This is a genomic window from Lewinella cohaerens DSM 23179, from assembly GCF_000379805.1.
GTDB lineage: Bacteria > Bacteroidota > Bacteroidia > Chitinophagales > Saprospiraceae > Lewinella > Lewinella cohaerens.
On the sequence record NZ_KB903534.1, the window covers coordinates 88,122 to 100,778 of the forward strand.

The following is a 12,657-nucleotide window of genomic DNA, read 5'->3' on the forward strand; positions in this document are numbered from 1 at the left end:
ACACGGGGCTATTTATTTAGGAATTGCCGAGCATGGCGGTAAGCTCGCCAGCGGGTGAGGACTTCACCAATAATCAGGATGAGAAGGCCTCCGAGGAAAATGAGGTTGCGGCTGAGCTCAACTCCCAGAGTATACATGTCGTAGAAACTGCGGATGATCAGTATCTCGATCAGGATGATGAGCGCAGAAAGGCCAAACATAAGGATGGCGGTGGCGCGGGTGACGGTATTGATGGATGTATTTTGCTGGCGCAGGGTCTTGCGAAGCAGGAGAGCAGCGAGGGCATGATTGGGGTTGATGCGCAGGAGTTCTCGGACAACATGTTCGGCTTTGGCGGGTTCGATGGTTTGAACGAAGGCGGCGGCTTTGCGGAAAAGCAGTTGTTCGAAGAGGTGTTGCTTTTGGAGCTGTTCCTTGCGGTACGACTCATCGAGCGAGATCAAGACGGCTTGATCGACTACCGCTAGAAATTGCCGGTAAGCCCCAACCTCAAAGAGTGCATTGGTGAAAGCGAAAAGCAAATCATAGTGTTGATCATCGTCGAGTTTAGCAATTTGTTCCTCCCATTGTTCATAAAAGCGAATGACAGCATGGTAGTTCTTTGGCTCGATGGCCAAAAAATCACGGTACAAACGCGTGTAAATAGTAGGACGAATCTGCATGACAATTGTGTTATCTGTTTAATGATAGAAGTACAGAATTGTTCATTAATATTAGGGTAAACAATGTGTTTTTATTGTTCCTTTGGCTAGTTGCTACTATAATAAGGTATACTTGCTGCTAAAGTGGTATCTCGCGCCAGGGGTGGGAACCAGGCCCGATGAGGGCAGCCCGACGCTAGGAGGGCCGAGCGAACAGCGAGTGGTGGACGACCCGCCCCGGAACCTTAGTGGAGGGAGGCGCCCAGCAAAGAAGCATGAGATAAAATGTGTTTTTTGAATTCGTCTTGGGTTGGGTATTAATATGAACCAAAGTCTTGGAGAGAGGAGCTTTTGTAGCGCGTTGAACGTAGCCACTAAAATTTTTGTGCGATATTTTAACTGTTTTTCAGTGACTTATGAAGGGTGGTGTGCGATTTTTTTTGAAGAAAGCTTCTTTTTTTTGATAAAGGGTATTACCTTTGCACGGCTTTTGAAAGAGGAGTTATCCGATTAGCTTTAAGCGGCGGGTAGTGAAGACTGGAAGAAAGCCCAATATTTAACAACAATAAAGTCATTTATAGTGAACACATTAAGCTATAAAACACAGTCGGCAAAGCCTTCAACGGTAGATCGTAAGTGGCACATCATCGACGCTGAGGGGATGATTGTAGGCCGTATGTCTACTAAGATTGCTAGCGTACTGCGTGGTAAACATAAGCCTGATTACACTCCGCATTTTGATAATGGGGATTACGTAATCGTGATTAATGCGGATAAGGTTCGTTTCACTGGCCTGAAAATGGATCAGAAGACGTACTTGCGTCACACTGGTTACCCAGGTGGTCAGAAAGCAACCAAAGCGAAAGAACTGTTGGTGAAAAAGCCAATTGCGATTGTAGAAACTGCCGTAAAAGGTATGTTGCCTAAGACCAAGCTAGGTCGTGCGCAATACAAGAAACTGTTCGTTTACGCTGGTTCAGAGCATCCTCATGTTGCTCAGAAGCCAGAAGCGATGGAACTTTAATAATAGAACGTAAATTTTCTACGATAATATGGAAATGATCAATACGATCGGGAGAAGAAAAGCAGCTGTTGCCCGCATTTATTTGACGCAGGGTACTGGTGTTGTTACCATTAATGGTAAGACTTTGACCGAATACTTTCCCCAGTCTCATATTCAACACAAGGTGCTTGATCCATTCAGCACTGTTGAGATTGATAGCAAGATCTACGATATCAAAATAAACGTAGACGGTGGTGGTTATAAAGGACAAGCTGAAGCTATTCGTATGGCGATTGCCCGTGCGTTGGTGAAGCTTAACGAAGACTTCCGCAAGGCTCTCAAGGACCAGAAGTTCTTGATGCGAGATGCACGTGTAGTTGAACGTAAGAAGTACGGTAAGCCTAAGGCACGTAAGAGCTTCCAGTTCTCTAAGCGTTAATATTTGGTGTTTTGGAAGGCAGCTTTGCTTGCTTTTCAGAAAACTAAAATGATTAGATGATGAATACTGGCCGCTGCCTGTGAGGCAAGCAAGTGTTCAAAAAAGTCAAAAATTAATAATGGAAAAGCCTAATTATAAAGAGTTGCTCGCGTCTGGTGTACACTTCGGTCACCTCAAGAAGAAGTGGAACCCTAAGATGTCTCCTTATATCTTTGCGGAGCGCAAAGGAATTCACCTGATCGATTTGAACCGTACCAGCGAATGTTTGGAGCGTGCGGGACAAGCTGCTCGTCAGATGGCCAAAGCGGGTAAGAAGATTTTATTCGTTGCCACCAAGAAGCAAGCGCGCGAGATTGTTGCTGATGCAGCACGTAGCGTAAACATGCCTTACGTAACGGATCGTTGGTTGGGAGGTATGATGACCAACTTTGCTACTATTCGTCGCTCTGTACGTAAAATGCAGAACATCGAGCGGATGTTGGCAGATGGTTCTTTGAGTAGTATCACCAAGAAGGAGCGCTTGACGCTGACGCGTGAACATGCTAAGTTGGATAAAGTATTAGGTGGTATTGCGAACCTGAACCGTACTCCTTCTGCTATGTTTATCGTGGATATTCACCACGAGCACATTGCTATTGCGGAAGCTCACAAGCTAGGTGTACGTACGATTGGTATCGTTGATACTAACTCTGACCCTAACCAAGTGGACTACCCAATTCCTGGCAACGATGATGCCTCTAAGTCAATTGCTATCATTACCAACTACATCACTGAGATGATTAAGTTGGGACAGCAAGACCGCAAGAGCGACAAGGCGGAGAAAGAGAAATCATAGTATACTGCCGGAACCAATGATTGACAGATTTGGTTAAACCGCTACTATTCTCAAACTCTTAATCTTTTAAAATTTAAAGTCAAAATGAGCGTAACTGCTGCTGACATTAAGAAACTGCGCGACATGACTGGCGCAGGGATGATGGATTGCAAAAAAGCCCTGAACGAATCAGCGGGCGATTTTGATAAAGCCATTGAAGTTCTTCGTTTGAAAGGCCAGAAAGTTTCTGCTAAACGTGCAGAGAATGAAGCCAATGAAGGTGCTGTAATAGCACTGGTAAGCGAAGACAAAACTCGTGGTGTAATAGTAAAGTTGAGTTCAGAGACCGACTTCGTTTCTAAGAATCAGGGATTTGTAGATGGCGTTAATGCTATTGCAGAAGCTGCCCTAAAGACTTTCCCTGCAAGTAAGGAGGAGTTGATGGAAGCTGCTACTGCTACTGGTACTGTTGCATCTGCGTTGAATGATTTGGTGACTAAGTTCACTGAGAAGATGGAGTTGTCTTATGAGCGTTTGGAAGCTGCTGTAGTAGCTCCTTATATCCACATGGGCAACAAAGCTGGTGTTATCGTAGGCCTTTCGGCTGCTGGTGATGCTGCTTACGAAGCTGGCCGCGACGTAGCTATGCAAGTAGCAGCGATGAAGCCGGTAGCGGTAGATAAGGATGGTGTAGACCAGTCTATCATCGACAAAGAAATCGAGATCGGTATAGAACTGGCGCGCAAGGAAGGCAAGCCAGAAAACTTACTGGACAAGATCGCCAAAGGAAAATTGAACAAGTTCTTCAAAGACAACACCTTGTTAAATCAAGCGTTTGTGAAGGACAGCAAACAAAATATCGCTGGTTACTTAAACAGCGTTGAAAAAGGCCTTACTGTTACGGACTTCAAACACGTAACTTTAGGTTAATTAATAAGAAAGGCGAATCGGAAACGGTTCGCCTTTTTTTTTGCAATTCATTTTAGTGCTGTTCTTTTAAGAATTACCATCTTTGCCAAAATAACATACACATCACTTTATGATCAAATATCGTCGCGTACTCCTTAAGCTTAGTGGAGAATCCCTCATGGGAGACCAAGGGTTTGGTATTGACTCCAAAATGTTGCAGCATTACGCAGAGCAGGTCAAAGAGCTCATTGGCTTGGGCGTAGAAGTAGCCATCGTTATTGGTGGCGGAAATATCTTCAGAGGATTACAAGCTAAAGATTCCGGTATTGAACGCGTACAGGGTGATTATATGGGGATGTTGGCTACCGTAATTAACGGTATGGCATTGCAGAGTTCTTTGGAAAACAATGGTGTTTTTACTCGCTTGATTTCTGCCCTGACGATAAACCAAGTGGCAGAACCTTATATTCGCCGACGCGCTATCCGGCACTTGGAAAAAGGACGTGTGGTGATTTTTAGTGCAGGTACCGGTAGCCCTTATTTTACGACAGATTCGGCAGCAGCCTTAAGGGCCAATGAGATAGGAGCCGACGTTATCCTTAAAGGTACCCGTGTAGACGGTATCTACAGTGCTGATCCGGAAAAAGATCCCACTGCTACCCGCTTTGATGAACTGACCTTTGCTAAAGTGATCAGTGAAGGCCTCAGTGTGATGGATATGACGGCCTTTACGCTTTGTCAGGAAAATAATATTCCGATTGTCGTTTTTGACATTAATGATCCGAGCAACCTCAAACGGATTGTGGAAGGAGAGCGAGTTGGTACATTGGTCGAAGGGTAATCTTGTGGTTTTATGAAAGAATTTCCAACTGATTTTATCTGGGGCTCAGCAACCTCTTCCTACCAAATTGAAGGAGCAGCAGAGGAAGATGGTAAGGGCCCTTCTATCTGGGATGCATTTTCGCATATTCCTGGGCGAGTGAAGAATAATGAACATGGCGATGTGGCTTGTGATCATTATCATCGCATGGAGGAGGATGTGCAGATGATGAAAGCGTTGGGCTTGCACGCCTATCGATTTTCTATCTCCTGGCCTCGCATCTTGCCTGATGGAACAACCAAGCAAATTAACCAAGCGGGGATTGATTTTTATAATCGACTCATTAATGAGTTGTTGGCGAATGGTATCGAACCCTGGATAACATTGTATCACTGGGATCTTCCTTTGGCTTTAGAAATGGAGAAAGATGGTTGGTTAAATAAAGACATTGCCGATTCCTTCGCTGATTACGCCCGCGTATGTTTTCAGTACTTCGGCGATCGGGTAAAGAATTGGATCACCATCAATGAGCCTTGGGTTATCTCTATGTTGGGATATGGCCAGGGAATCTTCGCACCGGGGAGAGTGTCCAATAGTGAGCCTTATCTGGCTGGGCACCATATTATACTAGCACACGCCAAAGCAGCGGCCGTTTATCGAGAAGAATTTGCACACCAAGGCGGGAAAATAGGAATCACGAACAACTGTGACTGGCGAGAACCGTTGACGGATTCGGAGCTAGACCAGGCGGCTGCACAGCGGGCTTTAGAGTTTTACCTGGCATGGTTTACGGACCCGATCTACAAGGGGAGCTACCCGCAAGTAATGGTAGATCGGTTGGGCGATAGACTACCAACATTTACAGCAGAGGAAAAACTATTGGTACAAGGGTCGTCAGATTTTTTTGGTTTGAACCATTATACCACGATGTTGGCTTCTGATGCCAATGGTGAAATTCTCGAGGGCAACGTCTATGGTAATGGTGGTATTTCTGAAGACCAGGATGTAAACCTTCACGTAGATCCTACCTGGAAGAAAACAGAGATGGGGTGGGCAATTGTGCCCTGGGGATGTCAGAAATTACTGGAATGGATTCACCATCGCTATGATGGGCCAAATATTGTAATCACCGAAAATGGTGGTGCCTTCCCCGATGAGATGAAAGATGGTGTTGTAGACGATCAGGACAGGCTAGCTTATGTAAAAGGTTACCTAGGAGCTTGCCATGATGCAATGGAAAACGGGGTGCAGCTCAAAGGCTATATGCTATGGTCGCTCATGGATAATTTTGAATGGGCCTCTGGTTATGCCAAACGCTTTGGTATTCATTACGTTGATTTTGAAACGTTGAAGCGTACGCCTAAAGCATCGGCACTGTGGTACCGGGAGGTGATTAGGCGGAATGGTCTGAAGGTATGATCGCACTGGTACGATTGGGTGCGGTGTGCGGTGGAGTGCGAGGTGCGGTGTAATACTCCGACTTCTGATTTTTGATGCTGAATGTATGATTGCACTGGTACGATTAGCCTCTTTGAACACTATCTAGGCACTCATGCCTAAAATGAAAAAGCTCGTCAATAATTATTTTTGCAACCTTCGGTTTGGTGTAGGCTTCATGCCCATAACAGGATAATAATTTACAAGATAGATTGACTTGTTGCTGGCTCCACTGTTCATCCGGACGGAAAGGGTCATCGGCTCCGTAGTAGAGGGTTCCTTTTACAGGAAACACTTCTTGTTCCTTACGTAAACGGGTAGCCGAAACGGCGCAAAAATACCCGCAAGAGAACCCTTTTTGTATGGCTTTCCAGCCAATGGTGCCGCCGATGCTGAAAGCTAGGATAGGTGCTGGAGGGTGTTGCTTTTCTGCTGCTAGAAGATTATTGATAGCTCTTTCAATGCCGTTTTCCAGAAATTGTTGATGAAGTTGATCTTGTTCATAATTACTCAAATCTATCTCCCCAAGTTCGCAGCAATCATACCACTCTAATTCAAAATACTGCCGCAATGGTTGTTCGTAACAGGACCACCATTGTGAACGACCAGCTCCCCAAAGGTCTGACAAGATAACAAGGCGTTGCTTCATGGACTTACCTACTTTTACACCCTTACACTTTTACACCCTTACACCATTCAGTGGTGCTTGATACGGGGAAATGCGCTGATTTCTGACTTTCCACCTTCGACTTCCGACTTCAAAACGCCCTACTGTCCTCCCTGTCCAGCAGCTTGTTGGAAAATTTTCTGGTAAAAACCAAAACCACCTTCGGTCATTTGGTTGCCATAGGTGTAGGTACCGTTTTCGAGGAAGAGGTAGTACAAGCAAGCGCCTCCGAAAAACAGATCGGCCTCTTCGGCATTTTGGCCATCTACCTGAAAGAAAACGCGGCCTATAGGTTGGCAGGAGCTGACTATTTTAGCCGGCGTAGTAGAAATAGTGCCCAAGGTGGTGCGGATAGCCCCCTGTACATTCTGACTCATTGAAAAATTAGTAGTGTAAAAAACGAAATCAATATAGTCGCAGTTGTCATAGAGGTACATCATTTTTTCCTGCGTAATGCTAGGGTAGGGAGAGGTGGTTGTCTCAGTAGTGACAGGAGCGGTGGTCGCAGGAGCTTCAACTTCCGTTTGAGCTTCTTCCTGATTTTGATCCGTAGTACCGGATTCGCACTGTAAAAAAAGTAAGCTTGCTAGCAAAAGAGAAAGAAAGATGAATCGCATAGTATAAGGTAATTTACATTTCCCCAAAGATAGGGAATCCAGCTTGGGACAATATTATAAGCCTAAAGAATATAATAAAGACGAACGCCGAGATTACGGCCTATGAAGTTAATATCTTCAGTATTAGGGTTGTTATCTGGTGCTTTTAAACTGCGTAGGTATTTTGACCACCGGAAATTGAGCGCAAGCTTTTCTGAAAAAATATAGGTAGCTCCAAGTACGATTGAAGGAATATCTGTCCGATAATCTTCCAATTCGGAAATATCAGACCCGACGTCATTTATGACCTCATAGTTGATCAACCGATTATAACTTACCCCAGCACTGGCGAGGATTTTCCAATCGGAGAAGTTGATCATAAATGGTACTTCCACAAAATTGAGCCTAATTTTATCGTACTGAGAAGATATATCGTCGGTGGGTACACGACTAGCTCCTTGCTGACTGTAAAGGAATTCTGTACTCAGTGACCAACGGTCACTTAATTTAGCACTGACGCGGGCTCCGGTATTGAAGCCGATTTTATTGAACCCTCCCAGTTTATCGCCATCGATTTGGGAAAGATTAAAGCCTCCAACCAACATGGCGGAGAAGGTTTGTGCGGATGCCTGTGGCCCGCTTAATAGTCCTGCAAGGAATAAAAGGCAATATACTTGGTTGCGGAGCGTGTTTGTTTTCATCATCTGATTACTTAATTAAGAGTGTAAAGTTACGGTACCTTATTGAGGTTCGATCTTAAAACTTTACAATTTTCGTAATATTGTGGTTCTAATTAGTTGTTAAGGAACAGCACAAAAATAAGTTGAATCGTCGTTTTTCAAAAAGTTGGCTAAGCAGTTCACTTTAAGCGTGTCAGCTATTTGGAAAACCACAAAGACGGCTCAACTTATTTTTTTGCGCAATACTAAGTATCATGAAATATACCCGTCATACCCTTAAAAAACTGGAAACACTTTTCAGCGAGATCGAATACACCGTTCGATACGAAAAGGGGAATTTCAACTCGGGGTATTGTGTCGTCGAGGATCGGAAGGTGGCCGTGATCAATAAATTTTACGATACGGAAGGCCGGATGAATGTATTGCTAGAGATTATCGCAGGCTTAACCATCGAAGAGGATCAATTGGAGGAATCTTCGTTGAAGTTTTACAAGCAGGTTCTGAAGTTCCTGGCGCGGCAAGAGGAAGAATGATTTCAATACGCTTGCCAGCGTCGTAGGCCAATGATGTGTTCAAAGTGTCGATCGTAAGTTATCAAGGTTCCGCCTTGCTCAATGCTGATAGCTGCTATCCAAACATCGTGGGTAGGTATTGGCCGACCAGCAGTTTTTAGTTGGAGCATAAGTTCGGCGAAAATCAGCAGTGTCTCAGCGCCAGGATAGTGCCTTTTTACCTTGGGATAATTTTCAAAGTCCGCGAGAATGTCGAGGTTCCTTTCTGTCTGGTTTCCTTTTTTAAAACCGAACAATAACTCAGCAATGACGAAAGCAGGAAGTATAACCTCCTCAGCTTCTTTAATAAGTTTGAGTACTTTTTTGTCCCCCTTCATGAGAGCAGCGTAGGCATTGGTATCCAGAATTATTTTTGTTAATCCCATAACTCGGTATCGATAGCGTCAAAAGTAGAAGTGTTTGCTGTGAAACTTTCTGCTTCTTCTTCGGACCAGTAGCCACAGAATTTTTCAAAGTCATTCATTGGAGAAGGAGCATCGCTCAAACCTAGGGATTGTCTTAACAACCTCTTGATGAGTTTATTCTGGCTTAATCCCATTTCACTGGCCAATTGCTGAATTTTTTGAGCAGTTACGGTGTCAAGATTATGAATAGTAATTGATTTCATTTCTCTGATCTTTATTAATAGAACCAAAAGTGAACTATTTTAGTTCTTTTATGAACCAAAATATCATTTTTAACTTGCAATAGCAAGCTGAAGCTTCATTTCTTGCCCTTATTCCCATTCTTTCAATACCTTTGCTGCCCGAATTTGACTTATGGCACGATTACAATTTAAGCTGGAACATACAGACCCAGGCTCTAAAGCCCGGGCAGGAACGATTACTACCGACCACGGAGAGATCGAAACGCCGATTTTTATGCCCGTTGGGACGGTAGGCTCTGTAAAAGGAGTGCACGCCCACGAGTTGCGTGATGATGTCAAAGCCCAGATCATTCTGGGAAATACCTACCACTTGTACCTGCGCCCTGGCACAGAAGTATTGGAAAACGCCGGAGGCTTGCACAAGTTTAATGGCTGGCAAGGCCCAATCCTTACCGATAGTGGTGGTTATCAGGTGTATTCTTTAGCACATCGCCGAAAAATTGAAGAGAAGGGCGTTACTTTTCAATCGCATATAGATGGCTCAAAGCACGTCTTCACGCCCGAGCGTGCGATGGATATCCAGCGGAGTATTGGTGGAGATATCATCATGGCTTTTGATGAATGCCCCCCACACCCTTGTGAGTATCGCTATGCCAAGGATTCTTTGGGGCTGACCAACCGGTGGTTGAAGCGTTGTGTTGATCATTTTCAAGCGACGCCGGACAAGTATGGATATACCCAAAATTTGTTCCCGATTGTGCAGGGCAGTACGTTTGAAGATTTACGGCGAGCAAGTGCTGAAACTGTAGCCGGTTACGATATGCCAGGCAATGCCATCGGAGGGTTGTCGGTAGGGGAGAAGTCGGATGAAATGTACCGTATCACGGAATTGTGCTGCGATATTCTGCCCGCTGATAAACCACGTTACTTGATGGGCGTAGGCACTCCCGTGAATCTATTGGAGTGCATTGCGCTGGGCGTAGATATGTTTGACTGTGTATTACCCACTCGCAACGCCCGGCATGGTATGATCTATACCCGCCATGGCGTGATGAATATCAAGAATTTGAAATGGAAAGATGATCACAGTCCTATCGATGAAGATGGCCCCTGTGCTACCAGTCGCTATCATACCAAAGCTTTTTTACGCCATTTGATTCATAGTGGTGAAATGCTTGGTGGGCAATTGGCATCCATTCACAACTTGTCTTTCTTTTTGTGGTTGGTTAAAGAAGCACGCGCTCATATACAAAGTGGTGATTTCGCACGTTGGAAAGAGGAAATGGTACCGAAGCTGCAAACAAGGTTATGAAATTACTAGACTGGTACATACTGAAGAAATTTCTTTCTACTTTTTTCTTTACCGTGTTGATCTTTACGATGATCACAGTAATCATTGATTTTAGTGAAAAAGTAGAGAAGTTTATCGAATCAGACATTACCAAGTCGGAGATCATTTTTGGCTACTTCCCCAATTTTGTCATTTTTATATACGGACTCCTCTTTCCCTTGTTTACCCTTATTTCTGTAGTTTTCTTTACATCACGGCTGGCCAATAATTCGGAAATCCTGAGCATCTTCAATGCAGGGGTCAGCTTTCGGCGCCTTTTGCGGCCTTATATGATTGGTGCAATTTTTATTGCCATCATCCACGCGTTAGGGACCCACTATTTTATCCCAGAGGGTACGAAAACACGGCTGAAACTGGAGCGCAAATACTTTGATCCTAATCGTGATCAAGGTAAACAACGCAATATCCACATGTTTCTTGACCCGGAAACGAAGGCTTATGTTAATTTCTGGCGCAAGAGAGACAGTACTATCCGCGGCTTCCGCCTAGAACGGTTTGAAAACCATGAACTTGTTTATCTACTAAAGGCTTCGAGTGCAGAGTGGTTGGGGTCGCCAGATAAATGGCGCTTGGTCAACTATGAGATTCGAACCTTTGACGGCCTCAAAGAAACCATCGTTTCTGGTCAGGGAGAGCAAATGGATACGGTGTTAAATATGCAGCCTGCTGACTTTATTGAATATAAAGAGCAGCATGAGATGATGACGACAGTTGAACTTTCCAGTTATATAGATAAACAAAGGGCGCGCGGCGTAGGTAATACGGCAAAGTACGAAGCGGAGCTATGGCGACGAACAGCCGAACCTATCACTGTGCTTATTCTTACCTTGATCGGTGTGGCGATTGCTGCCCGGAAAGTACGTGGAGGATTGGGAATACATTTAGCGGTTGGCATTTTACTGGGAGCACTGTTTCTTATTCTATCCCGGTTTTCCTCCGTTTTTGCAGCAGGGAATGCTTTACCTGTAGTCATAAGTGTATGGTTGCCCAATATTCTCTTTGGAGCAATAGCAGTTTTGTTGATTGCTAAAGCGCAAAAATAGCTGGAATCTACGGCTATTAGGGTTTGTTTCTTTTCTAAAAGGCGGGTGTTTAGGTGTTTTGTTTAACAAAACAGTGGCTATTATAAGTGTAATGCTAAACAAAATCAATGTTCTTTCATTTTTTATTGAAATTATTAAATAAATGTAATTACATTTATTTTTAATGCAAAATTCTGATTTACAGTATTTTGTGCTGGGTATTTGGTTTGTTTAGGTGGAATAGCGAGGTGATTTTGGAAGATTTATTGACCAATAGCTTGTTTTTTGTTTAAACTTGACGTAAATTTGGTTCAACAACAGAAAGCAACTGTTTAGTTCTAATAATCATAACTAGAAGCCTAATAATTATGTCCAGCATCGAATTCAATGATCGTCTCAATCAAATGGCCAGCCTCCTGCATTCTTTTGCATACAGTTTGACTAAGAATAATGAGGATGCTCGTGACCTGTATCAAGAGACCGCTTATCGCGCAATTACTAATCGGGAGAAATTTCGTACAGGCACCAATTTAAAGGCCTGGCTCTTTACGATTATGAAAAATATCTTCATTAATAATTATCGTAAGAAGGTAAAGGCCAATACCATCATGGACTCTACCGATAACCAGTATTACATCAATTCTGGCGATAACGCTATTGATAATAAGGCTGAAAGTAGCATAATGATGAAAGAGCTTACCCGAATGATCGATAAGTTGGACGAGAGTATTCGCATTCCTTTCCTTATGCACTATCAAGGTTATAAGTACCAAGAGATAGCAGACTACCTGGAGCTTCCTTTGGGTACTGTGAAAAGTCGTATTTTCTTTGCTCGCAAGGATTTAAAATTGCAGATTAAGAGGAGTTATGGACAACTCAATTTCTTCAAAAAAGAAATTGCAGTACAGTAGTATAACTTTCCATTTTTGATAACCCCAAGAAATGACGGCGGCAAAACGAGTTTTTGCTGTCGTCATTTTTAGTATTGGTCAAAAATTAAGTTCCCTCTTTCAATTTCGGCTTTTAGCTTGAATAAACTCATCCCGACTTTTAGTACGGGGTCGTTTATATCTTCACTAAAAACCGAAAGTCGGGAATTAATTATTCGACCGTTACTTAT

General features: G+C 43.7%; 16 protein-coding genes. 10 read left to right on the forward strand and 6 right to left on the reverse strand.

What is annotated here, in order from left to right:
- Positions 1 to 8 precede the first annotated feature (8 nt).
- The gene (locus A3EU_RS0105150; protein WP_020535060.1) at positions 9 to 662 is read right to left on the reverse strand and encodes a hypothetical protein; all 654 of its coding nucleotides are present in this window, start codon (positions 660 to 662) and stop codon (positions 9 to 11) included.
- Positions 663 to 1,221: 559 nt separating this feature from the next.
- Between A3EU_RS0105150 and rplM the strand changes: the two genes are divergently transcribed.
- From rplM to A3EU_RS0105185, 6 genes are all read left to right on the forward strand, one after another.
- Complete coding sequence (gene rplM, locus A3EU_RS0105160; RefSeq protein WP_020535062.1) at positions 1,222 to 1,665, forward strand: 50S ribosomal protein L13; 444 nt, start codon at positions 1,222 to 1,224, stop codon at positions 1,663 to 1,665.
- Between the two features lie 28 nt (positions 1,666 to 1,693).
- On the forward strand, positions 1,694 to 2,083 hold the full coding sequence (gene rpsI, locus A3EU_RS0105165) for a 30S ribosomal protein S9 (protein WP_020535063.1): 390 nt from the start codon (positions 1,694 to 1,696) through the stop codon (positions 2,081 to 2,083).
- 118 nt (positions 2,084 to 2,201) lie between these two features.
- Positions 2,202 to 2,918 (forward strand): 30S ribosomal protein S2, encoded by a 717-nt coding sequence (rpsB, locus tag A3EU_RS0105170; RefSeq protein ID WP_020535064.1) that lies wholly within the window; start codon positions 2,202 to 2,204, stop codon positions 2,916 to 2,918.
- Positions 2,919 to 3,002: 84 nt separating this feature from the next.
- Complete coding sequence (tsf, locus tag A3EU_RS0105175; RefSeq protein WP_020535065.1) at positions 3,003 to 3,827, forward strand: translation elongation factor Ts; 825 nt, start codon at positions 3,003 to 3,005, stop codon at positions 3,825 to 3,827.
- A gap of 109 nt (positions 3,828 to 3,936) precedes the next feature.
- Entirely contained in the window at positions 3,937 to 4,647 is a 711-nt protein-coding gene (pyrH, locus tag A3EU_RS0105180; protein ID WP_020535066.1) for a UMP kinase, read from the forward strand.
- A 12-nt stretch (positions 4,648 to 4,659) separates the two neighbouring features.
- Positions 4,660 to 6,045 (forward strand): GH1 family beta-glucosidase, encoded by a 1,386-nt coding sequence (locus tag A3EU_RS0105185; protein ID WP_020535067.1) that lies wholly within the window; start codon positions 4,660 to 4,662, stop codon positions 6,043 to 6,045.
- A 103-nt stretch (positions 6,046 to 6,148) separates the two neighbouring features.
- Here the strand turns inward: A3EU_RS0105185 and A3EU_RS29470 are convergent, their stop codons facing one another.
- The 3 genes from A3EU_RS29470 to A3EU_RS0105200 form a co-directional block, all read right to left on the reverse strand.
- Complete coding sequence (locus tag A3EU_RS29470) at positions 6,149 to 6,712, reverse strand: hypothetical protein (protein ID WP_020535068.1); 564 nt, start codon at positions 6,710 to 6,712, stop codon at positions 6,149 to 6,151.
- Positions 6,713 to 6,831: 119 nt separating this feature from the next.
- A complete protein-coding gene (locus tag A3EU_RS0105195; protein ID WP_020535069.1) occupies positions 6,832 to 7,347 on the reverse strand; it encodes a hypothetical protein in 516 nt (171 codons plus the stop codon).
- A 62-nt stretch (positions 7,348 to 7,409) separates the two neighbouring features.
- Complete coding sequence (locus A3EU_RS0105200; protein WP_083937259.1) at positions 7,410 to 8,030, reverse strand: outer membrane beta-barrel protein; 621 nt, start codon at positions 8,028 to 8,030, stop codon at positions 7,410 to 7,412.
- Between the two features lie 230 nt (positions 8,031 to 8,260).
- On the opposite strand from A3EU_RS0105200, the gene A3EU_RS0105205 reads away from it, so the two are divergent.
- Positions 8,261 to 8,539: a hypothetical protein gene (locus A3EU_RS0105205; RefSeq protein WP_020535071.1), complete on the forward strand. Its 279-nt coding sequence runs from the start codon at positions 8,261 to 8,263 to the stop codon at positions 8,537 to 8,539.
- 2 nt (positions 8,540 to 8,541) lie between these two features.
- Here A3EU_RS0105205 and A3EU_RS0105210 read toward each other — a convergent pair whose 3' ends face one another.
- The gene (locus A3EU_RS0105210; protein WP_020535072.1) at positions 8,542 to 8,943 is read right to left on the reverse strand and encodes a type II toxin-antitoxin system VapC family toxin; all 402 of its coding nucleotides are present in this window, start codon (positions 8,941 to 8,943) and stop codon (positions 8,542 to 8,544) included.
- On the reverse strand, positions 8,934 to 9,185 hold the full coding sequence (locus A3EU_RS29475) for a hypothetical protein (protein ID WP_020535073.1): 252 nt from the start codon (positions 9,183 to 9,185) through the stop codon (positions 8,934 to 8,936). Before A3EU_RS29475 ends, A3EU_RS0105210 begins: the two co-directional genes overlap by 10 nt.
- A gap of 151 nt (positions 9,186 to 9,336) precedes the next feature.
- Between A3EU_RS29475 and tgt the strand changes: the two genes are divergently transcribed.
- The 3 genes from tgt to A3EU_RS29480 all read left to right on the forward strand — a co-directional run bounded on the left by tgt (position 9,337) and on the right by A3EU_RS29480 (position 12,448).
- Positions 9,337 to 10,476 (forward strand): tRNA guanosine(34) transglycosylase Tgt, encoded by a 1,140-nt coding sequence (gene tgt / locus A3EU_RS0105220; protein WP_020535074.1) that lies wholly within the window; start codon positions 9,337 to 9,339, stop codon positions 10,474 to 10,476.
- Positions 10,473 to 11,558 carry an LptF/LptG family permease gene (locus tag A3EU_RS0105225; protein WP_020535075.1) on the forward strand — a complete coding sequence of 362 codons (1,086 nt, stop codon included), beginning with the start codon at positions 10,473 to 10,475 and terminating at the stop codon, positions 11,556 to 11,558. The genes tgt and A3EU_RS0105225 overlap by 4 nt, the downstream gene beginning before the upstream one ends.
- A 347-nt stretch (positions 11,559 to 11,905) precedes the next feature.
- On the forward strand, positions 11,906 to 12,448 hold the full coding sequence (locus A3EU_RS29480) for an RNA polymerase sigma factor (protein WP_020535076.1): 543 nt from the start codon (positions 11,906 to 11,908) through the stop codon (positions 12,446 to 12,448).
- Positions 12,449 to 12,657 lie beyond the last annotated feature (209 nt).

Bases quoted from the DNA above. Each gene is read 5' to 3' on its own strand.
- A3EU_RS0105150 (WP_020535060.1), bottom strand. From the start codon at position 662: ATGCAGATTCGTCCTACTATTTACACGCGTTTGTACCGTGATTTTTTG.
- rpsI (WP_020535063.1), top strand. From the start codon at position 1,694: ATGGAAATGATCAATACGATCGGGAGAAGAAAAGCAGCTGTTGCCCGC.
- rpsB (WP_020535064.1), top strand. From the start codon at position 2,202: ATGGAAAAGCCTAATTATAAAGAGTTGCTCGCGTCTGGTGTACACTTC.
- tsf (WP_020535065.1), top strand. From the start codon at position 3,003: ATGAGCGTAACTGCTGCTGACATTAAGAAACTGCGCGACATGACTGGC.
- pyrH (WP_020535066.1), top strand. From the start codon at position 3,937: ATGATCAAATATCGTCGCGTACTCCTTAAGCTTAGTGGAGAATCCCTC.
- A3EU_RS0105185 (WP_020535067.1), top strand. From the start codon at position 4,660: ATGAAAGAATTTCCAACTGATTTTATCTGGGGCTCAGCAACCTCTTCC.
- A3EU_RS29470 (WP_020535068.1), bottom strand. From the start codon at position 6,712: ATGAAGCAACGCCTTGTTATCTTGTCAGACCTTTGGGGAGCTGGTCGT.
- A3EU_RS0105195 (WP_020535069.1), bottom strand. From the start codon at position 7,347: ATGCGATTCATCTTTCTTTCTCTTTTGCTAGCAAGCTTACTTTTTTTA.
- A3EU_RS0105200 (WP_083937259.1), bottom strand. From the start codon at position 8,030: ATGATGAAAACAAACACGCTCCGCAACCAAGTATATTGCCTTTTATTC.
- A3EU_RS0105205 (WP_020535071.1), top strand. From the start codon at position 8,261: ATGAAATATACCCGTCATACCCTTAAAAAACTGGAAACACTTTTCAGC.
- A3EU_RS0105210 (WP_020535072.1), bottom strand. From the start codon at position 8,943: ATGGGATTAACAAAAATAATTCTGGATACCAATGCCTACGCTGCTCTC.
- A3EU_RS29475 (WP_020535073.1), bottom strand. From the start codon at position 9,185: ATGAAATCAATTACTATTCATAATCTTGACACCGTAACTGCTCAAAAA.
- tgt (WP_020535074.1), top strand. From the start codon at position 9,337: ATGGCACGATTACAATTTAAGCTGGAACATACAGACCCAGGCTCTAAA.
- A3EU_RS0105225 (WP_020535075.1), top strand. From the start codon at position 10,473: ATGAAATTACTAGACTGGTACATACTGAAGAAATTTCTTTCTACTTTT.
- A3EU_RS29480 (WP_020535076.1), top strand. From the start codon at position 11,906: ATGTCCAGCATCGAATTCAATGATCGTCTCAATCAAATGGCCAGCCTC.